The 20,880-nt window shown below is 65.4% G+C and carries 18 protein-coding genes; 7 read left to right on the plus strand and 11 right to left on the minus strand.

The window, feature by feature from the left end:
- Window positions 1–28: 28 nt before the first annotated feature.
- The 4 genes from trpE to hemB all read right to left on the minus strand — a co-directional run bounded on the left by trpE (window position 29) and on the right by hemB (window position 5,130).
- Window positions 29–1,540, minus strand: a complete 1,512-nt coding sequence (gene trpE, locus LX81_RS05565; protein ID WP_111536295.1) for an anthranilate synthase component I — start codon at window positions 1,538–1,540, stop codon at window positions 29–31.
- The gene (locus LX81_RS05570) at window positions 1,540–3,402 is read right to left on the minus strand and encodes a peptidylprolyl isomerase (protein WP_111536296.1); all 1,863 of its coding nucleotides are present in this window, start codon (window positions 3,400–3,402) and stop codon (window positions 1,540–1,542) included. Before LX81_RS05570 ends, trpE begins: the two co-directional genes overlap by 1 nt.
- 66 nt (window positions 3,403–3,468) lie before the next feature.
- Window positions 3,469–4,026, minus strand: a complete 558-nt coding sequence (locus tag LX81_RS05575) for a lipid-binding SYLF domain-containing protein (RefSeq protein ID WP_111536297.1) — start codon at window positions 4,024–4,026, stop codon at window positions 3,469–3,471.
- Window positions 4,027–4,137: 111 nt separating this feature from the next.
- Window positions 4,138–5,130: a porphobilinogen synthase gene (gene hemB, locus LX81_RS05580; RefSeq protein WP_111536298.1), complete on the minus strand. Its 993-nt coding sequence runs from the start codon at window positions 5,128–5,130 to the stop codon at window positions 4,138–4,140.
- A gap of 104 nt (window positions 5,131–5,234) precedes the next feature.
- Here hemB and LX81_RS05585 point away from each other — a divergent pair, with 104 nt between their 5' ends.
- Together LX81_RS05585 and mfd are read left to right on the plus strand one after the other, a co-directional pair.
- Complete coding sequence (locus LX81_RS05585; RefSeq protein WP_111536299.1) at window positions 5,235–5,759, plus strand: component of SufBCD complex; 525 nt, start codon at window positions 5,235–5,237, stop codon at window positions 5,757–5,759.
- Window positions 5,760–5,812: 53 nt separating this feature from the next.
- Complete coding sequence (mfd, locus tag LX81_RS05590) at window positions 5,813–9,289, plus strand: transcription-repair coupling factor (protein ID WP_111536300.1); 3,477 nt, start codon at window positions 5,813–5,815, stop codon at window positions 9,287–9,289.
- A 6-nt stretch (window positions 9,290–9,295) separates the two neighbouring features.
- Here mfd and LX81_RS05595 read toward each other — a convergent pair whose 3' ends face one another.
- The 3 genes from LX81_RS05595 to LX81_RS05605 form a co-directional block, all read right to left on the minus strand.
- Window positions 9,296–9,934, minus strand: a complete 639-nt coding sequence (locus LX81_RS05595; RefSeq protein ID WP_111536301.1) for a DsbA family oxidoreductase — start codon at window positions 9,932–9,934, stop codon at window positions 9,296–9,298.
- Between the two features lie 22 nt (window positions 9,935–9,956).
- Entirely contained in the window at window positions 9,957–10,304 is a 348-nt protein-coding gene (locus LX81_RS05600) for a CsbD family protein (RefSeq protein WP_111536302.1), read from the minus strand.
- Between the two features lie 72 nt (window positions 10,305–10,376).
- Window positions 10,377–12,203, minus strand: coding sequence for an extracellular solute-binding protein (locus tag LX81_RS05605; RefSeq protein ID WP_111536303.1), 1,827 nt, complete (start codon window positions 12,201–12,203; stop codon window positions 10,377–10,379).
- Between the two features lie 340 nt (window positions 12,204–12,543).
- Between LX81_RS05605 and LX81_RS05610 the strand changes: the two genes are divergently transcribed.
- Both LX81_RS05610 and LX81_RS05615 read left to right on the plus strand, forming a co-directional pair.
- Window positions 12,544–13,317, plus strand: a complete 774-nt coding sequence (locus tag LX81_RS05610; protein ID WP_111536304.1) for a 3-hydroxybutyrate dehydrogenase — start codon at window positions 12,544–12,546, stop codon at window positions 13,315–13,317.
- 10 nt (window positions 13,318–13,327) lie between these two features.
- Complete coding sequence (locus LX81_RS05615; protein WP_111536305.1) at window positions 13,328–14,359, plus strand: patatin-like phospholipase family protein; 1,032 nt, start codon at window positions 13,328–13,330, stop codon at window positions 14,357–14,359.
- A 1-nt stretch (window position 14,360) separates the two neighbouring features.
- Here LX81_RS05615 and LX81_RS05620 read toward each other — a convergent pair whose 3' ends face one another.
- The 3 genes from LX81_RS05620 to LX81_RS05630 form a co-directional block, all read right to left on the minus strand.
- Window positions 14,361–15,062 carry a DUF502 domain-containing protein gene (locus LX81_RS05620; protein WP_111536306.1) on the minus strand — a complete coding sequence of 234 codons (702 nt, stop codon included), beginning with the start codon at window positions 15,060–15,062 and terminating at the stop codon, window positions 14,361–14,363.
- Window positions 15,063–15,131: 69 nt separating this feature from the next.
- On the minus strand, window positions 15,132–16,052 hold the full coding sequence (locus LX81_RS05625) for a pseudouridine-5'-phosphate glycosidase (protein WP_111536391.1): 921 nt from the start codon (window positions 16,050–16,052) through the stop codon (window positions 15,132–15,134).
- A complete protein-coding gene (locus LX81_RS05630) occupies window positions 16,052–16,951 on the minus strand; it encodes a PfkB family carbohydrate kinase (protein ID WP_111536307.1) in 900 nt (299 codons plus the stop codon). The genes LX81_RS05625 and LX81_RS05630 overlap by 1 nt, the downstream gene beginning before the upstream one ends.
- 222 nt (window positions 16,952–17,173) lie before the next feature.
- Here LX81_RS05630 and rpsB point away from each other — a divergent pair, with 222 nt between their 5' ends.
- Complete coding sequence (rpsB, locus tag LX81_RS05635) at window positions 17,174–18,025, plus strand: 30S ribosomal protein S2 (RefSeq protein ID WP_111536308.1); 852 nt, start codon at window positions 17,174–17,176, stop codon at window positions 18,023–18,025.
- Between the two features lie 82 nt (window positions 18,026–18,107).
- Window positions 18,108–18,983 carry a translation elongation factor Ts gene (gene tsf, locus LX81_RS05640; protein WP_111536309.1) on the plus strand — a complete coding sequence of 292 codons (876 nt, stop codon included), beginning with the start codon at window positions 18,108–18,110 and terminating at the stop codon, window positions 18,981–18,983.
- A 754-nt stretch (window positions 18,984–19,737) separates the two neighbouring features.
- On the opposite strand, the gene ilvN is transcribed toward tsf, so the two are convergent.
- Window positions 19,738–20,301: an acetolactate synthase small subunit gene (gene ilvN / locus LX81_RS05645; protein ID WP_111536310.1), complete on the minus strand. Its 564-nt coding sequence runs from the start codon at window positions 20,299–20,301 to the stop codon at window positions 19,738–19,740.
- 222 nt (window positions 20,302–20,523) lie between these two features.
- Here ilvN and LX81_RS05650 point away from each other — a divergent pair, with 222 nt between their 5' ends.
- Window positions 20,524–20,874: a dihydroneopterin aldolase gene (locus tag LX81_RS05650; RefSeq protein WP_111536311.1), complete on the plus strand. Its 351-nt coding sequence runs from the start codon at window positions 20,524–20,526 to the stop codon at window positions 20,872–20,874.
- The last annotated feature ends 6 nt before the right edge of the window (window positions 20,875–20,880 follow it).

Here is a 20,880-nt window from a genome sequence, read left to right on the forward strand (position 1 = left end):
ACGTCCCGGACCGGCGTCCCTCGCGGGCCTACGCGTTGCCTCGGCCCGCGAACCGGGCGGCATCGGCGGCGGCGCCGCGCAGCGCGCCCGCCTTGTTCTCCGTTTCCTCGAATTCCGCCTCGGGATCGCTGTCATGCACGATTCCGCCGCCGGCCTGGATGTAGAGCGCGCCGTCCTTCACCACCGCGGTACGCAGCGCGATGCACATGTCCATGTCGCCGCGCGCGCTGAAATAGCCCACGCCCCCGCCGTAGACGCCCCGCTTTTCGGGTTCGAGCTCGTCGATGATCTCCATCGCCCGCACCTTGGGCGCGCCCGAGACGGTCCCCGCGGGCAAACCGGCGAGCAGGGCCGAAAGCGCATCGTGCTCCTCCGACAATTCGCCCACGACGTTCGAGACGATGTGCATGACGTGGGAATAGCGCTCCACGATGAACTCCTCGGTCGGATGGACGCTGCCGATGCGGGAGACGCGACCAACGTCGTTGCGCCCGAGATCGAGGAGCATCAGGTGCTCGGCCAGTTCCTTCTCGTCGGCGAGGAGATCGGCCTCGAGGGCACGGTCCTCCTCCGCGGTGGCGCCGCGGCGGCGCGTTCCGGCGATGGGGCGGATCGTCACCTCTCCCTCCATCACGCGCACCAGAATCTCCGGGCTCGCGCCGACGATCTGGTAGCCGCCGAAATTGAAGTAGAACATGAATGGCGACGGGTTCGTGCGCCGGAGCGAACGGTAGAGCGCGAAGGGCGGCAGAGGGAATTCCTGCCGCCACCTCTGGGAGGGGACGACCTGGAAGATGTCGCCCGCGGCAATGTATTCTTTCGCGCGGCGCACGATGTCGAAATACCCTTCGCGCGTGATGTTGGAGACGGGCTCCTGCTGCTCTCCCGCCTCTCCGAGATCGCGGGCTTCGGCAGGCGGAGCGCGGTCGAGGTCGCGTAGGGCATCCATCACCCGCTCGGCCGCCTGTGCATAGGCTGCGCGCGCCGAAAGACCCGCCCCGGCCCAGGCGGGCGCGATGACCGTCACCTCTCCCTTCACCCCGTCGAGCACGGCGACGATGGAGGGGCGCAGCATCACGGCGTCGGGAAGGCCCAACGGATCCGGGTTGGCTTCTGGCAGACGCTCCACGAGGCGGATCATGTCGTAGCCGAGATACCCGAAGAGACCGGCCGAGGCCGCGGGAAGTTCCGCGGGCAGGTCGATGCGCGACTGGGCAATGAGGCTTCGGAGCGCGTCGAGGGGCGCGGCCTCCAAGGGCTCGAACGCATCGGGATCGAACCGGGCCTGCCGGTTCACGCGGGATGTCGTCCCGCGGCATTCCCAGATCAGGTCGGGCTTCATCCCGATGATCGAATACCGCCCGCGCACCTCGCCCCCGGTGACCGATTCGAGGAGGAACGTGTCGCGCCCGGCGGCACCGAGCTTCAGCATCAGCGAAACGGGCGTGTCGAGATCGGCGGCCAGGCGGGCGTAGACGACCTGATTCTCGCCACGCTCGAAGCCCTGGGCGAAAGTCTCGAAATCCGGAACGATCCGCATCAGTTGAACTGCGCGTTGACCGCGCTGACGCTCGACTGGTCGATCTCGATACCCTTCTGACGCTGCAACGCGGTCGTGAAGGCCGACGTGATGTCCTCGGCAAGGCCCTGGCCCGTCTGCCGGGTCAGCCCCGCGCGGATCTGCTCGGCCTGCTCGCTGGCGGGGTCGGGGGCGTGGATCGCATCGACGCGAACGAGGATTGCCCCGTCCGGGCTTTCGATCGTTTCGAGGCCGCCTTCTTCGAGTGCGAAGGCCCGCAGGACGAGATCCTGAGGCAGGTCCTCCAGAAACGCATCGCGCAGCACGCCGGTCTGGCGCGTGACCTCCGCGGCCTGATCCTCGAGCGGTGCGCCCCCGTCGACGGCTTCTCGTGCCGCCTCGGCCGCGTCGGCAAGGCGCGATTGCCGCTCGGAGGTTTCCCAATCCTGGATCACCCTCGCCTCGACGTCATCTAGCGGCTGCAGTTCCGGCGGCACGATCTCGTCGACCCGGAGTACGACGAGCCCGCCGTCCGAGAGCGTCGCGAGTTCCGGGAAATCTCCCTCCATCGTTTGACCGGCGAGGGCGCGGAACTCCTCGTAGGCATCGATGGTGGCGCCATCGACGCTCGCGATATCGGGAGACCATAGGATTTCCCCGGTCTCGAGGGGGCTCTCCTCGGCGATCTCCTCGATCGTCGCGCCGCCCGCGAGGAGATCCTCGATGGGCTCGCGTTCGGCCTCGAGCGAACGGCGGGCTCGGTTGATCGCCACCTCCGCGCGCAGCTTGTCGGCAACATCCTCGAAGGCGACCTGCTGCGCGGCGAGGACCGCATTCACCCGGAAAAGCGCGGGGCCGAGATTGCTGTCGGCCGGGCCGGCGACGCCGGGTCCGTCGAGTGCGAACACCGTCTCGCCCGCCGTGCCCAGATCGCCCTGCGCCACCTCGCCCAGATCGACGTCGTCGAGGGTAAGGCCGCGCTCCGCCACGAAGTCGTCGAAATCGGCCTCGCCCGCCGCGATCCGGTCCGCGGCAGCCTGCGCGGCGTCCTCGTTGGGAAAGACCAGACGTTCGACGAGGCGCCGTTCCGGCTGGTCGAATTCCGCGCTGCGCTCCTCGTAGACCCTGCGCAACTCTTCCTCCGTGACGGACATCGCATCCACCACCATCTCGGGATTGGCCCAGGCGAAGGTGATCCGCTTACGCTCCGGCAGGGTGTAGGCGTCGGGATTGGCCTCGTAATAGGCCATGATCTGCTCGTCCGTCGGGGCAGGGACCGGCGTCTCGAGGTCGGCGGCGGTGAACCTTGCGACGCTCAGATCGCGCGTCTGTCGCGCGAAATCGTAGAGCGTGTCGACGAAGATCGCAGGCGGCTGGATGCCGGCGATCACCGCGCCCTGAAGCAGCGTGCGCGCCGTCTCCTCGCGCAACGTCTCCTCGAAATCCTGAACGGACTGGCCGATGTTCTCGAGGGCGAATTCGTAGGCCTGGCGATCGAATTGTCCGTTGATCCCCTGGAAGGCGGGAATCGCGAGGATTTCCTCGCGCACCTCTTCGTCTCCGACCGACAGGTTCAGGTCCTGCGCTTCGTCTTCGAGCGCGGCGAGCGCCACGATCTGTTGCAGCACGATCCGATCGAGCCCGTATTGCTGCGCCTCCGCAAAGCTCAGGCGCTGGCCGGTCTCCGCCTCGAAGCTGCGGATCTGCTGCTGAAGGGCGCGGAAATAGCGCTCGTTCGAGATCTCCGTATCCCCGACCGAGCCGAGCATCCGGGAGGAGCCGCCGAAACTTGTGGCTCCGAACCCTGCCAAGCCGACAATCAGCAGTAGGAGGACGATCCAGACGAAGATCTTCGAAATGGAGGTCTTGGCGCGCGCCGCCATGCCGGTGTCCTTCCCTGTCGCGGTTCTCGCGCGGATCTATGGGATCGGCGATGCCCCCGCAAGCGATCAGGGGATGATGCGGTTGTACTTCGTTCCCCGCAGCGAGGCTCCGGCGATGAGACCGGCCTGGCCGAACACGACGCCGATCACCGGCGACAGCGCGGTTGTGGTGGTCGTGCTGAGATTCCCGCCGCGATCGTTGACCGCGTATTGCACATCCGCGCCCGCGACCCAGCCGGGCGAGTTTCGGAAATCGTAGAGCGCGTCGTCGGTCATGAAGAAGAGCACGTGGGCGTATTGCTGCGCCCCGATCTGCAGCCCGACGCTCGCCTGCGTGGCGGAGTAGTAGTCGATGGGCAGACCGTCCACGAGAAGCGCGCCGCGTCCGTAGGAGCCGCCGACGCCGAGGCCCGCTTCGGTCACGAGAGGCATCACGAGGATGCCCGTCGACTTGTCGCGGAGTGCGATCGTGTCGGGATAGGTCGTATAGAGATAACTCAACGTGCTCTCGACCCGCGCGTCGATCGTCGAGGCACCGCGGCTCGACACGCCATTGTCGCAGGCTGCGAGGACGAGCGACGCGGTCGCACCGGTCAGCACCGCGCGACGGGAATGAATTTTCATGGAACGATCGCCCTTTTGACTGCCGGAAGCCTCTACGACGGCCTTATCCGGCCGTTCGGCTCGGAATATAGACAGATCGCCGCACCCTGTCACCCCTGCGGCACCGGGCTTTCACGCATTCAGGAGGCGCGCTGCCTCCGGGGCGAAGTAGGTCAGGATCCCGTCGCACCCCGCGCGTTTGAAGGCGGTGAGGCTCTCCATCATCACCGCCGTGCCATCGACCCAGCCGTGATCGGCCGCGCCACGCAGCATCGCGTACTCGCCGGAGACCTGGTAGGCATAGGTGGGCACCCCGAACTCCGTCTTTGTGCGCCGGCAAATATCGAGATAGGGCATTCCCGGCTTCACCATCACCATGTCGGCCCCCTCGGAGAGGTCGCGGGCGATCAGGCGCATCGCCTCGTCAGAATTGCCCGGATCCATCTGGTAGGTCTTCTTGTCGCCGGTGAGCGCGCCGGACGCGCCCACGGCGTCGCGGAATGGGCCGTAGAACGCCGAGGCGTATTTCGCCGCATAGGACATGATGGTGACATGCGTGTGTCCTTCGGCCTCGAGCGCGGCGCGTATGGCGCCGATCCGGCCGTCCATCATGTCCGATGGCCCGAGGATGTCGGCGCCTGCCTCGGCCTGCGCGAGCGCCATGCGCACGAGCGCCGCCACGCTCTCGTCGTTGAGGATGATCCCGGCCCGCACGATCCCGTCGTGACCGTTCGCGTTGTAGGGATCGAGCGCCACGTCTGTCATGACCGCAATCTCGATCCCGGCCTCGCGGATCGCACGGACCGCGCGGTTGCAGAGATTGTGGGGATTCCACGCCTCCTCGCAGGCCTCCGTCTTCAGCGATACGTCGGTGTAGGGAAAGAGGCAGATCGCGGGGATGCCCAGGAGGGCGGCTTCGCGGGCCGCCTCCACGATCAGGTCGATGCTGAGCCGCTCGACGCCCGGCATGGAGGGCACCGCATCGCGCTCGTTGTCACCGTCGCGCACGAAGAGCGGCCAGATCAGGTCCTCAACACCGAGCCGCGTTTCGCGGTGGAGCGCTCTCAGGGAGGGCGTGGCGCGCAGGCGGCGGAAACGGGCGGCGGGATAGGGGGCGAGACTCATCTTCTGTGTCCATCTGCAACGGCGCGCGGGCCGGAACGAGGTCGCATGGATCTTCCGGCGCCTCAAGTGTAGGGGACCGGAGAAAAGCCGCGAAGGACTCTCGCTTGAACTTCACCCAGACCGTCTTCGAGCTCATCGACATGCGTTCGTTCTCGAACCTCTGGTACTGGATCGCGCTCGCCGTGATGTGGTCGACGGCGAGCCACTACGTGCTCGGCGTGCCTTACGACATGGTGGTCCGGGCCAGCCGGAAGGGGCGGGGCGACGGCGGCGATCTGGAAGCCCTGGTCGCGATCCGAGTGCGCCGTCTGCTTCATATCGCCCGCAGTTCCGGCCTCTGGCTGGTCGGTCTCGGCGCGCTCGGTCTCGCCGTGCTCGCGACGCTGGGGTTCTGGTACGGCGTGGAATTCGCGCAGGCGGTCTTCCTGCTCGCGATGCCGATGTCCATCGTCTGGCTGATGAGCGTGACGACGGCGCGTCGGATCGAAAGGTCCGGGCTCGCGGGGAGGGACCTTCGCCGCTGCCTGCGGCGACTGCGCTTCTGGATACAGGTCCTGGGCGTGGTGTCGATCTTCGTCACCTCGCTCTGGGGGATGTATCAGAACCTCTCCATCGGGCCACTGGGCTAGGCTCCCGTACTCCTGCATTGACACGGGCTCGCGTCTCGTTACCTCACCGCGTCATGGCAAAGGCAGGACATATCACACTCGGCGGCGCGCCCGAAGGGTTCGACGCACGTCTCGTCCTCGACGAGGTGGCGCGCGCGGGCCGCGCGATCCACGTGGCCCGCGACGACAAGCGGATGGCCGCGATGCGGGCAGCGCTGGCCTTCTACGATCCCGGGCTGCCGGTCTTCACCTTTCCCGCTTGGGATTGCCTGCCCTACGACCGCGTCTCACCGAACGCCGATATCTCCGCCGCGCGGATGGCCACGCTTGCCGCGCTTTGCCACGGGATGCCGAAACGCTTCGTGCTTCTGACGAGCGTGAACGCGGCCACCCAGAGGGTTCCACCCCGCGCGCTCCTCTCGGACGCGGCCTTCACCGCCGATGTGGGCAGCCGCATCGACGAGGACGCGCTTCGGGGCTTTCTCGTCCGCATGGGGTTCACCCAGGCACCGACGGTGATGGAGCCCGGCGATTACGCGATCCGCGGCGGCATCATCGACGTGTGGCCACCAGGGGCGGAGGGACCGGTCCGGCTCGACCTCTTCGGCGACACGCTCGACGGCGCGCGGCGCTTCGATGCCTTTTCCCAGCGCACGACGGAGACGCTGAAGCATGTCGAGCTCGCCCCCGTATCGGAAGTCATCCTCGACGAGGCGGCGATCACCCGGTTCCGGCAAAGCTACCGCATCGAGTTCGGTGCGGCCGGCTCCGACGATCCGCTCTACGAGGCGGTGAGCGCCGGGCGGAAGCATGCGGGGATCGAGCACTGGCTCGGGTTCTTCTACGAGCGGCTCGAGACGCTCTTCGATTACCTTCCGGACACGCCGGTCTGCCTCGACGAGCAGGTGACGCCCGTGCGCCTCGCGCGATGGGAAGGGATCGCCGACCAGTACGACAACCGCCGCGAGGCGATGACGAAGAAGGGCCGGGTCGACAGCGTCTACAAGCCCGCCCCGCCGGAGCTTCTCTACCTCGACGATGCCGCGTGGGAACAGGCCGTGGGGGCGACCCGCGTGGTGCAGTTCCACCCGCTCGCGCAGGCCTCCGGACCCGGGGTTGCCGATGCAGGCGGTCGGATCGGACGCAATTTCTCGCCGGAGCGTCAGCAGGAAAACGTGAGTCTCTTCGGTGCGTTGGCCGATCATGTGAAGGCAAAGCGTCAAGCGGGACCGGTGATCGTCGCCTCCTATTCCGACGGCGCGCGGGAGCGGCTCGCCGGGCTACTGGAGGACGAGGGCACCGTGGGCGCCACGGGGATCCGCGACTTCCGCGACGTGCCGGACGCGGCGGGCGGGCTCTACCTCGTGGTCTGGGGACTCGATCACGGCTTCGAGGGGCCGCACGGGAACCAGCACCTGACGGTGATCTCCGAGCAGGACGTGCTCGGCGACCGGCTGGTCCGCAAGGGCCCGAAGAAGCGCCGGGCGGAGAACTTCCTCACCGAGGCGCAGTCGCTCTCGCCGGGCGATCTCATCGTCCACGTGGATCACGGTGTGGGACGCTACCACGGGCTGGAGGTCGTCACGGCCCTCGGCGCCGCCCATGAATGTCTGCTGCTCGAATACGCGGGCGGCGATCGGCTCTACCTGCCGGTGGAGAACATCGAGCTTCTGTCGCGCTTTGGCCACGAAGAGGGCCTTCTCGACAAGCTCGGTGGCGGCGCGTGGCAATCGAAGAAGGCGCGGCTGAAGCAGCGTCTGCGGGAGATCGCGGACCGCCTGATCCGCGTCGCGGCGGAGCGGCTGATGCGCCGTGCGCCGATCCTCGAGCCGCCCGACCACGTCTGGGAGGACTTCTCCGCACGGTTCCCCTACGAGGAGACCGAGGATCAGGCGAAGGCCATCGAGGACGTGATGGGAGACCTCGCCTCTGGCACGCCCATGGACCGGCTCATCGTCGGCGATGTCGGCTTCGGCAAGACGGAGGTCGCGATGCGCGCGGCCTTCATCGCCGCTCTCTCCGGCGTGCAGGTGGCCGTCATCGCGCCGACGACGCTCCTTGCGCGGCAGCACTACAAGAGCTTCTCCGAGCGCTTCCGGGGCTTTCCCGTCGAGGTGCGCCAACTCTCCCGGTTCGTGTCCAAGCGCGACGCCGATCTGGCGCGGGCGCGGATGGCGGAGGGGACCTGCGACATCATCATCGGCACGCATGCCCTTCTCGCCAAGGGCGTGAAGTTCAAGAACCTGGGTCTTCTCGTCATCGACGAGGAACAGCATTTCGGCGTTTCCCACAAGGAACGGCTGAAGCAGCTTCGCAGCGACGTCCATGTCCTGACGCTGACCGCGACGCCCATTCCCCGGACCTTGCAGCTCTCCCTCACCGGCGTGCGCGACCTTTCCATCATCGGCACGCCCCCGGTCGACCGGCTTGCGATCCGGACCTACGTGAGCGAATTCGACGCGCTGACGATTCGCGAAGCGCTGCTGCGGGAGCATTACCGGGGCGGGCAGAGCTTCTTCGTCGTGCCGCGGATCAAGGACCTGCCGGAGATGGAGGCCTTTCTCCGCGACGAGGTGCCCGAGGTGACCTTCATCACCGCGACGGGGCAGATGGCCGCGGGCGAACTCGACGAGCGGATGAACGCGTTCTACGACGGGGCCTACGACGTGCTCCTGGCCACGACGATCGTCGAATCCGGGCTCGACATCCCGACGGCCAACACGATGATCATCCATCGCGCCGACATGTTCGGGCTCGCGCAGCTCTACCAGATCCGGGGCCGGGTCGGGCGGGCCAAGACCCGAGCCTATGCCTATCTTACGACGAAGCCCCGGGTCCGCCTGACCCCCACGGCGGAGAAGCGGCTGCGGGTCTTGGGATCGCTCGACAGCCTCGGGGCGGGCTTCTCGCTCGCGAGCCAGGATCTCGACATCCGCGGCGCAGGCAATCTCGTGGGGGAGGAGCAATCCGGCCAGATCCGGGAGGTTGGCTACGAGCTTTACCAGTCGATGTTGGAGGAGGCGATCGCGAAGCTGAAATCGGGCGAACTCGAGGGGATCGACGGGCTCGACGATGCCGGCGAATGGTCGCCGCAGATCAATCTCGGCGTCGCCGTCCTGATCCCCGAAAGCTACGTGCCCGACCTCGACGTCCGCCTCGGGCTCTACCGCCGGCTTTCCGACCTTACGACCAAGGTGGAGCTCGAGGGCTTCGCCGCGGAACTGATCGACCGGTTCGGTAAGTTACCTCGCGAGGTCAATACCTTGTTGCTCGTTGTTCGCATCAAGGCTGAATGCAAGCGCGCCGGGATCGCGAAGCTCGATGCCGGGCCGAAGGGCGTCACGATCCAGTTCCACAACGACAAGTTCGCCAACCCCGCGGGTCTCGTGAAATTCGTGACCGATCAGGACGGGCTCGCCAAGGTGAAGGACAACAAGATCGTCGTGCGCCGCGACTGGACGAAGGAAGCCGACAAGATCCGCGGCGCCTTCGCCATTGCACAGGATCTGAGCCGGGCACTGAAGGTGGAGGCGGCGAAGCAGTCGACGTGAAACGTATTAGGCGTTCTGTGCCGCAATTTCGTCGATGGCCTGCAACCAGAGTTCGGGCGGTTGCGCGCCCGGAAGCACGTGGCGTTCGCCCACGATAAAGGTCGGCACGCCGGTCACGCCACGGGTGCGGGCATGGGAGTCGCGCGTGCGGATGTCGTCGAGATCGGCGTCGGACGCGAGGAGGCGGGATACGACCTCCCCGTCCATGTCGGCGCTGACGGCGATCTCGAGCAGCGTTTCGGCCGCGCCGATGTCACGGCCCTCGACGAAGTAGGCGCCGAACAGGGCGGAGACGATCGCGGGCTGCCGCCCCTCGAGACCGGCCCAGTGGATCAACCGATGGGCATCGAGCGTGTTGGGCGTGGTCGCAATCCGCTCCCAGACGATCCCTAGGCCGGCAGCGTTCGCCGCTTCCATGACCGGGGCATAGGCACTCGCCGCCTGTTCTCGGCCGCCGAACTTCGTCTCGAGATAGGCGCGTCGGTCCATTCCGCCCACCGGCATGTCGGGATTGAGCTGGAAAGGGTGCCACTCGATCTCGAAGGGGTGGCCCGGGCGATCCTGCAAGGCGGCATCGAGATGCGCCTTGCCGATCATGCACCAGGGGCAGATCGGATCGGAGAGGATATCTAGCTTGATACTCATCTGCCTGCGTGTCCGCCCGCGTTCAGCTTTCGCGCCCGATCGGGCGCTCCGGCGTATCCGCGTCACCGAAATCGCGGTCGTCGGAATAAACGTCCTCGCCTTCGCCGATATGCGCGGCGGAGGCATGGATCTGCTCGTTGTCGCGGGTCTCGTCCATCACGACATCGGCAGGCACCGCACCTTGCAGCCAGGCGGTGATCTGCTCGTCGGCTTCCTGCGGGGTCAGTTCGTGACGCTCCGCGAGATAGCTGGAAAGCCGCTCGCGGTCGCCTTCGAGCGCGAGGAGATCCTCTTCTTCCGTTTGCGGCCAGCGCTGCATGATCGGCTCGACGAAAGCCGGCCAGTTCTCCCTAACGGCATTCCATTGCATGACGGTCTCCTTCTGTATCTGTCCCCGGCCAATGCGGGGCCCGTCATCGGGTTCCGGTCTGGGAACCGGGTGTCACTCCTCGTACCACCAGACATCGGGCTGGAACGTCAGCCAGTCGCCATAGATAGGCAGCGTCTCGGGATAATGGAGATCGGCCGCGTGGGCGAGATAGGAGACGGGGTTGTACCATACCGGGATGACGTAACGCCCGGAGGTAAGGACCCGGTCGAGGGCCCGCGTCGCGGCCTGAAAATCCTCGGGGCCCTCGGCCGAGACCATTTCATCCACCAATCCGTCGATCGCCTCTGATTTCACACCCATCCAGTTAAGCGAGCCCGGCTCGTCCGCGGCCTCCGACCCCCAATAGAGATATTGTTCGTTTCCAGGGCTGAGCGAGAGGGCTCGCATGTACCACGTCATGTCGAAGGCGAAGGCGTCGGTCCGCTCCTTGTACTGCGCCGCATCGACGAGCGTGATCGTCACGTCGATCCCGAGCCGGCTGAGCGACGCGGCGAAGAGGTCAGCCGTCGTCTGCGCCGTCTGGGGCTCGAATCCGCCCTGGCTTAGCAGTATCTCGAAGGCGAAGGGCGCGCCGTCCGCATCGCGCAGCACGCCGTCATCGCCGACATGCCAGCCCGCCTCCTCGAGGAGCGCCTTGGCCTGACGCGTGCCCGCGCGGTTGCGCTCCGATCCGTCGGAGACCGGCAGCGCGTAGCCTTCCACCGCACCGGGAAGCAGCGTTTCGGTGTAGGGCGCGAGATATTCCGCCACGCGGCCCTCCGCCGGACCCTCGTCCATGCCGAGGTCGGAATTGGAGAAGTATGACGCGATCCGTGGCAATCGCCCGCCGTTCAGGACCTGGTTCACGAACTCGTAGTTGAAGGCCTGGACCATCGCCTCGCGGACCCGCCAATCGTCGAAGGGCGCTTCGCGCGTGTTCATGACGAAGCCGGTGATGCCCGTGGGGCGTTCGTGGGGGATCTCGGATTTGACGATCTCCCCGGACCGGATGGACGGGAACTCGTATTGCGTTGCCCACTTCTCGGCACTCGTCTCCCGGAAGGTGGTGAGTGCGCCGGACTTGAACGCCTCGAACATCACGGACGCGTCGCCGTAGAACTCCATCCGGATTTCATCCAGATTGGCCTGACCGCGCATGAACGGTATGTCTTTGCCCCAATAATCGGGATCCTTCTCGAGCGTCACGTATCGTCCCGGCTCGAAATCGGAGATGACATAGGGCGCGGTCGTGATCGGGATCTCCGTCAGACCCGATTGCGCGAAGTCCCGCCCCGCCCACTGGGCCTTCTTCAGGATGGGGCGCATCCCCATGATGAGCGGCAATTCCGCGTCCGGCGCGTTGAAGGTGAAGCGAATGCTCCGTTCGCCGGTCGCCTCGAGTGACGCGACCTTGTCCCACGCGGCTAGGTAGCGAGGATGACCCTCGGTGCCGAGCGTTTCGAAAGACCAGATCACGTCCTCGACGGTGACGGGGCTGCCATCCGAGAAACGGGCTTCGGGGCGCAGGGTGAACTCCACCCAGGAGCGATCCTCCGCCGTCTCCACGCTCTCTGCGAGAAGGCCGTACAAGGTGAAGGGTTCACCGTAGGACCGCCCCATAAGCGACTCATAGGCAAGGAACCGTAGCGCCCACGGCGTCGTTCCCTTGAGGATATGGGGATTGAGGGAGTCGAACGTTCCGACTTCGCCCATGACGATGCGGCCGCCCGTCGGAGCCTCTGGATTGACGTAGGGAAGCGCTTCGAAATCCGCAGGAAGGGCCGGATCCCCGTACATCGCGATGCCGTGTTGCGGCTCTGCGTTCGCCGATAACGTGCTCAACCCGAGGAGCACGAGGGCGCCGATTGTCACCGGCCGTCTTCGCGCGGCATTTCCCATAACGATCACCTGCTCAAGTCTTGTTAATTTGGCACAGTTCTACCGGAGATCTCCGGAAGGGGACAACTTTTTGCCTTTGATTTCCGCAGAGAATTGCTTATACATCCAGTACTGCTCGATAGGTTTCTTGCCTGTATGAAACCTGCCTCAACAACTTAGCGCCCGCTTCGGCGGGCGTTTTTTTGTTTTCCGCATCTGTTTCCCGGTTCTGACCCGCAAAGCGTTCGCATCACGCAAGAATCACCGTAAGGACGATTCGACCGGGATCCGCAGCTTCGACGCCTGCGTTGCCGAAGCGGGTGCCGCCGGAAAACGTGGTGCCACAATGCAGGAGAGAATTATGCAACTATCGGGCAAGACGGCGATCGTTACCGGATCCAATTCGGGCATCGGCCTCGGCATCGCGCGGGAACTGGCACGGTCCGGCGCGGACCTCGTGATCAATTCCTATACCGATACCGAGGAGGACCACGAGCTCGCGCGGAAGATGGCGGAGGAGTTCAGCGTGACGGTGCGCTACATCCAGGCCGACCTCAGCGACGGACATGCCGCGCGGGGTCTCGTGGAACGCGCGGGGGCCTGCGACATCCTCGTCAACAACGCGGGCATCCAGCACGTGGCGGCGGTGCCGGACTTTCCGGTGGAGAAGTGGAACGCGATCATCGCCATCAACCTCAGCTCCGCCTTCCATACCGCAGCCGCCGCGCTGCCGATGATGCGCAAGGCCGGATGGGGGCGGATCGTCAACATCGCGTCCGCCCACGGACTGACCGCGTCGCCGTTCAAGTCGGCCTATGTCTCCGCGAAACACGGCATCGTCGGTTTCACGAAGACCGTGGCGCTCGAGACGGCGGAAGAGCCGATCACCTGCAACGCCATCTGTCCCGGCTATGTCCTGACGCCGCTCGTGGAGGCGCAGATACCCGACACAATGAAGGAATACGGCATGGACCGGGAAACCGTGATTCGCGACGTGCTCCTCGATCGGCAGCCCTCGAAGGAATTCGCGACCGTCGAGCAGCTGGGTGGAACGACGCTCTTCCTCTGCTCGGATGCGGCCGCGCAGATCACCGGCACGACGATCAGCGTGGACGGGGGCTGGACGGCGCTGTGACGGCAACCCAGTGGTGAAAAGGATCAACCTGGCCCTGCAGGGTGGGGGCGCGCATGGTGCCTTCACCTGGGGCGTCCTCGACCGTCTGCTCGAATCGCCCGATATCGAGATCGCGGGAATATCCGGAACGTCCGCCGGCGCCCTGAACGCGGCTGCCGTCAAGTCCGGCCTGGTGCAGGGCGGGCCGGACCATGCCCGGGCCAACCTCGATTGGGTCTGGGGGCGGATCACGGGCCTGCCGAGCCTCGATGCGCCCGACTGGCTGCGCTACTTCCTGCCGACCACGCCGCAGATCAGTCAGGCTATCGAGTATTCTCTCCCTTATCTCGTGGGCGACCTCATCTCCCGCGGGACGAGCCCCTATGCCTACGGCCCGTTCTACGCCAACCCGCTCGAGCCGATCGTCAACGATCTTCACTTTCATCATATCCGCTCGGATGATGGCCCGGCACTCTTCATCTGCGCCACGAACGTGCGGACGGGCAAGATCCGGGTCTTCGCGGGCGACGCGATCACGCCAGAGGCGATCCTCGCTTCGGCCTGCCTGCCGACGATCTTCAAGGCCGTCGAGATCCTGGAGCCGGACGGACGGCTGGAAGCCTATTGGGACGGCGGCTATTCCGGCAATCCGGCGCTCTTCCCGCTGTTCGACCCGGAGCTTCCGAACGATATCGTCGTCATCAACATCAATCCGCTGACGCGTGATACGCTTCCCTACACTCCGCAGGAGATCCTGAACAGGATCAACGAGATAAGCTTCAATTCCACGCTCTTGCGCGAACTCCGCGCCATCAATTTCGTCGAACGCCTGATCGAACAGGGGGCCGTGGCGGAGGGGGCGATGAAGAAGCTGCGGATCCACATGATCGCCGATGACAAGCTGATGAACGACCTGTCCGTCGCCACGAAGGTCGTGCCGTCGGCCCTCCTCATCTCGCGCCTCAAGCTCGCGGGACGCGCCGCGGCGGAGGGCTTCCTGGAGGCTCATCTCGACGATATCGGCACGCGCAGCAGCATCGACGTCGAGGAAATGTTCGGCTGAACTATTCCGCGGCCTGCGGAGAGGCGTCGAGAGCGGGCCGCGTCGGATCGCGCGGATTGGGATAGACCAGTCCGGCGGAGATCACGAGTTTCGCCGCGTCCTCGACGCTCATCTCGAGCGTGATCAGGTCTTCGTGCGGCACGAAGAGGAGGAAACCCGAGGTGGGGTTCGGCGTCGTCGGCAAAAAGACCGCCGCCTTCGCGCCATCGCGCGGAATACCGTCTGCGATCTCGCCGCGCGCATCCGTGGCGATGAACGCGATCGCCCAGAGTCCCTTGCGCGGATATTCGACGAGCACGGCCTTGTCGAACGAGCTTTCCTTCTGCGCGAAGACCGTCTCCGCGATCTGCTTGAGGCCGTTGTAGACTGACCGGACGACCGGCGTCCTGTCGACGAGGCTCTCTCCCCACCGCAGGAAGGAGCGACCGATGAAGCCCTTCGCGAACCAGCCCACGAGGATCGTGAAGAAGAAGAAGAAGATGACACCGACGCCGCGCAGGTTGATGCCGATATACTGCTCCGGCTTGAAGCGGTTCGGCACGAAGGGCAGCACGAAGCCATCGACCCAGCCGATGATTGCCCAGATCAGCCAGACCGTGAGGCCGATCGGCGCAATGACGACGAGACCCGTGAGGAAACTCGCCTGCAATGTTCCCGCGAGCGTTCGGCGCGGTGTCGGAAGGTCGGGCTTTCGCGTACTCATGAGGGGTCCTCGAAACTCCCTCCATTTAAGCCACCGTGGCCGCAGCGACAACGCCGTGCCGTGCGGCGATCAGCCCGCGAGGCGGATTGCGTCGATCTCTTGGGCAATGGAGGCGCCGAGGCGTGCATTGTTCATCACGAGGGCAATGTTCGCTTCGAGCGAACGGCCGTTCGTCAGATCGAAGATGCGCGCGAGCATGTAGGGTGTCACGGCCTTGCCAACGATCCCGTCGCGACGGGCCTCCTCTCGAGCGGTCTCGATGACTTGCGAAAGATCCTTCATCGCGATCTGGTTCGCTTCGGGGATCGGATTGGCCACGAGTTGTCCCCCCGGCAACCCGAGCGCGCCACGCATCACGTGGGCGCGCGCGATCTCGCCGGGATCGTCCATGCGCAGCGGCGCGGGGTAGGGTGAGTCGCGCGACCAGAAGGCGGGCAATCTGTCCTGTCCCATGCAGATGACTGGAACCCCGAGCGTCTCGAGCGTCTCCCAGGTCTTGGCGAGGTCGAGGATGGCCTTGGCGCCCGAGGCCACGACGGTGACGGACGTCTCCGCGAGTTCGCGCAGATCGGCGGAGATGTCGAAGCTCTCTTCCGCTCCGAGATGGACGCCGCCGATCCCGCCTGTCGCGAAAACCTCGATTCCCGCGACGCGCGCGGCGATCATCGTGGCGGCAACCGTGGTCGCGCCGTTTCCACCCGTGGCCATTGCCGCGGCGAGATCCGCGCGGGAGAGCTTTGCGATCCCCTCCGACCGGGCGAGGTGCTCGAGCGCCTTGTCCGACAGGCCGATATGAAGGGTGCCCTCGATCACCGCGATCGTTGCAGGCACCGCACCCCCCGCCCGAACCTCGTTCTGGACGGCGTGGGCCACTTCGAGGTTCCGCGGCCAGGGCATCCCGTGCGTGATGATCGTCGATTCGAGCGCGACGATGGACCGGCTTTCAGCGCGGGCTGCGTCGATCTCGGGCGAGAAGGCGAGGTTTGTGATCATGATCCAACATCTCCGGATACGTAGGCTGCGGCTGTCGCGAGGGCATATTCGAGCGCTTGTCGCGGAGCGTCGTTGCGGGTTTCGGCCGCGATATGGGCGGCCATGAAGGTGTCGCCGGCACCGGTCACGCGGGCGATCAGCACGCGCGGCGGCATAGCGGTAAGAACGTCCGATGCATCCGCTACCGCGGCTTCCCGGCCCCCATCCGTGACCACGGCCCGCGCGGCGCCGTGGGCGACGAGCATCCGCGCGGCATCCGCCGCCGTCATGCTGTCATCCTGCGGCAGGCCGAGAAGCAGAGTGGCCTCCTCCAGATTGACGTAGATCACGGCCTTCGCATGACCGAGGAAAGGTTTGAGCCGAAGCGCCTTTCCGGGCGAGGCGGGCGCGACGCGGAGATCGGCCTCTGCAAGGAGCGCCCCCGTCGCGATCTGCGCGAGGAGCGGCTCGGACAGGTTGCCGTCGAGCGCGACCGTTCCACGATAGGGCGCATCGGGCCGGGAGAGGCGGCCATCCGAAAGCGGCTCGAGGATGCGCTCGCCGGCCACTTCGAGCGAATGGGCGTCGGCGATCGCGGCGATGAGGCCGTTCGCCCCCTCGATCGCCATGTAGCGGTCGGTCGGCAGATCGTCCGAGCGGTAGGCCAGCGAGGTGTCGATCCCGAGCCGCTCGGCTGCCGCGACAAGCAGATCGCCTTCCGCGTCCCGCCCGATGGACGTGAGGAGCCGCGGCTGAAGCCCGAGACGCGCCAAAGCCATGGCGATGTTCATCGCCACGCCGCCCGGAACCTGCGCGATCCGGCCCGGAACGTCATTGCCCAACCGCATCGCGGAGGCGGACCGGCCGATCACGTCCCAAAGGACGCTGCCGATGCAAAGGATGGGATCGGATCTCATGCCGCCTTCCTGACCGGCGTGTCGAACCGAGACAAGGGCATGTGGCACTTCCGCCCGGCAGGGCTTGCCTTTTGGCCGCACTCCCTGTAACGGCAGCCGCACTTCACAGGTGAGGCGAGGGCCTACGGGGGAGACATCCCCGTCAGGTCCGCCGGTTGGTCCGGAGAGATACCGGATCGAGACGCTTCGCCGAGGATTGAAACCGGAAACAAGGACGGCATCATGGCTCTTCCCGAGTTCTCTCTGCGTCAGCTGCTCGAAGCGGGCGTTCACTTCGGTCACCAGACCCAGCGGTGGAATCCCCGCATGGGCGAGTACATCTACGGCGACCGCAACGGCATCCACATCGTCGACCTGACGCAGACGGTGCCGCTTCTCGATCAGGCGCTGCAGGTCATCCGCGACACCGTGGCGAAGAACGGCCGCATCCTCTTCGTGGGCACCAAGCGCCAGGCGCAAAAGCCCATCGCCGATGCCGCGGAGCGCTGCGCGCAATACTACATGAACCACCGCTGGCTCGGCGGCACGCTGACCAACTGGAAGACCGTGTCGCAGTCGATCAACCGCCTCAAGGAGATCGACGAGCGCATGGCCGAAGGCGCCGAGGGCCTGACCAAGCGCGAGCGTCTGTCGATGGAGCGGGACCAGGCGAAGCTCAACGCGTCGCTCGGCGGCATCCGCGACATGGGCGGCGTGCCCGACCTCCTCTTCGTCATCGACGTGAACAAGGAGGATCTGGCGATCGCCGAGGCGAAGAAGCTCGGGATCCCGGTCGTGGCCGTCGTCGACACCAATTGCTCGCCCGACGGCGTCGACTACATCATTCCCGGCAACGACGACGCGGCCCGTGCGATCGCGCTTTACTGCGATCTGGTGAGCCGTGCGGCCCTCGACGGGATGTCCGCGCAGCTCGGCGCCGCGGGTGTCGACATGGGTGCGATGGAAGAGCTTCACGAGGAAGAGATCGTCGAGACCCCCGCCAATGCGGAGGAGACGGTCGAAGTCTCCGACGAGGCGGTCGCGAACGACGCCGTCGCCAAGGACGCGCCCTACGAGCTCGAGAACAAGGAGTAACGCCCCGGCGTTGCCCGTTCCCGGCCGGTGGTGCATCGCACCGCCGGCCCCTGCGACATGACGAGATGAGGAGAGCCCCGAGATGGCGATCACCGCTGCAGAAGTGAAACAATTGCGCGAATCCACCGGCGCTGGGATGATGGACGCCAAGAAGGCGCTGACCGAATCGAACGGCGACATGGAGGCCGCGGTCGACTGGCTGCGCACCAAGGGCCTGGCAAAGGCCGCGAAGAAGGCCGACCGGACCGCCGCCGAAGGCCTTGTGGCCGTCAAGGTCGACGGTAGCACCGGTGTTGCCGTAGAGATCAATTCCGAGACCGACTTCGTCGCCAAGAACGCCGAATTCCAGGGTCTTGTGGGCGATGTCGCGACGGTGGCGCTTTCGGCGCAGAACGTGGCCGAGCTTAACGAGACCGACATGGGCGGCAAGCACGTCAAGGAGAGGATCACCGACGCGATCGCAAAGATCGGCGAGAACATGACCCTGCGCCGTATGGAGCGTCTCGAGGGTGCCTCTGTGACCGCCTATACCCACAACGCCGTGACCGACGGAATGGGTAAGATCGGCGTGCTTGTCGCCTTCACGGGCGACGATGCGGCGACGGCGCGGCAGATCGCGATGCATATTGCCGCGGCCAAGCCCGCCGCGCTCAACGAGGCGGAACTCGACCCCGCGATCGTCGAGAAGGAAAAGCAGATCCAGATGGACATTGCGCGGGAGAGCGGCAAGCCGGAGCAGGTCATCGAGAAGATGATCGAAGGCCGGATGCGAAAGTTCCTGAGCGAGATCACGCTCGTGAACCAGGCCTATGTCATCGATCCCGATGTGACCGTCGCCGATGCCGCCGCCCGCGCGGGGATCGAGATCACCGGCTTCGTACGGATGGAAGTCGGTGAGGGGATCACGGTCGAGAAGGAAGATTTCGCGGCCGAGGTCGCGAAGGCCGCACGCGGCTAAAAGCGGGACGATGGTCGAGGGCATCGGGAAACCGACGCCCTTCTCATCTTCGGACTACTGTTGTCGAAATGAAGAAGCGGTGCGATCTTGCGATCGCACCGCTTTTCTTTGGGGCCGCTTAGACCAGATGGGGATGTGGAACGCGCGTACCCTCTATGACGTGGCCGCCGGTCGGCGTAATTCGCCGACACTACGACCTCCGGTGACCCGGGCCTCGACTCCGGCCTGCAGAATGTTGCAGCGGGCCGAGAGTTCCAACGGACCAAGCCGTTGCTCACGGAACAACTTTCTTATGCCAGCCATCACCGCCGCGGAGAAGCGTTCGATTGTAGCCCGCGGCATCCACCGACCGGTTTCACACGGTCTGAAAGCGAAAAGCACAGCGTCCGTCGGATCTTGAGTTCGGCGTGAATAAATCGTCCTAGCGCTCACGGACGTATCCCTTGGCGTGTAGTACTATCTCCATGAGTAATCTCGTGCGCAAATCGATGTGATCGATTCGCTTTTGACGTGCGCAATCTGCAAATGCCGCCTGCCTGTCGATCCGAGTGTTCCTAGCTCGGCGCAATTTTGTCGGGTGTGTAGGTAGCGTAGACTTCGGAGCCGCTCGCCTGGCAAATCAAGGTTCTGGCCGTCCAGGATCGCCGCGCAGTTGGTTTCGGAACCGGAGCTACGAACTGCCTCTAGGACAACGCCGCGCAGCTCTCAAAGAGCGCCGCGCGATTGGTCACTCCGGACGGAGGGCTCGTCGTTCTTACTCCGATCCACGGGCGAGGGCGGCGACACCGGTGCGGGCTACCTCGACGAGGCCGAGCGGCCGCATGAGTTCGGCAAAGGCATCGATCTTCTCCGGCGTGCCGGTGATCTCGAAAGTGAAGCTCGCAAGCGTCGAGTCGACCACGTTCGCTCGGAAGATGTCGGCAAGGCGCAAAGCTTCCACCCGCTTTTCTCCCTCTCCGCGCACCTTGAAGAGTGCGAGTTCTCTCTCGACCGATGCACCTTCCACGGTGAGGTCGTGGACCTCGTGAACCGGAACGATGCGCCCAAGCTGTGCTTTGATCTGCTCGATCACCGCGGCCGTGCCGCTCGTGACGATGGTAATGCGGCTGGTATGGCCGGTATGATCGATCTCCGCCACCGTGAGACTTTCAATGTTGTATCCGCGGCCGGAAAAGAGCCCGATCACCCGCGCGAGGACGCCGGCTTCGTTGTCGACGATGACGGCGAGCGTATGACGCTCGATCACCTGCGAATTTGGGTCGCGCAGGTCATAGGCCGAATGGCGGGACGTTCCCCTCTTGATCTTCAAGGCATTCATTTCCGTATTCCTTTCAAGCGTTCATCCCGTCGTCGCGGGTGACGTGCGTTTCCATTCCCGGGGCACGATGGCGAGATCCCGAACGACGAACCGGATCGCGGCGATCGCGGTCGATCAAACCCAGGCGCGAACGTACGTCGCCGGGGTCGGAGGTCAGCGCGGCCTGTGCCATTGTGACGGATCAGCCTGCCTGCTAGGAGGCCGCGACACGGGGGGACGGTGATGGACGAGATCTTCGTGAAGAACCTGCGCTTGGCCATGTCGATCGGTGTCGAACCGTTCGAACGCGAATGGCGTCAGCCGGTGCAGGTTTCCCTGCTCATACGGGTCAGCTCCGCGATCCGCCGTTCCGGGGCGTACTATTCCTACGCCCCCGCGGTCGAACATCTTCGAGAGATCGCATCGTCCGGCGAGCATATAGACCTCATCGAGACGCTCGCCGAGATCGCCGGCCGGCGCGTTCTCGAAGATACGCGCGTGGATTCCGTCGAGGTCAGCGTCGCGAAGCCCGATATCTTCCACGACGCCGAAGCCGTCGGGATCACCATCCTGATGACCCGCGACGATCTCTAGACCCGA

Source organism: Palleronia aestuarii, assembly GCF_003253995.1.
Taxonomy (GTDB): domain Bacteria; phylum Pseudomonadota; class Alphaproteobacteria; order Rhodobacterales; family Rhodobacteraceae; genus Palleronia; species Palleronia aestuarii.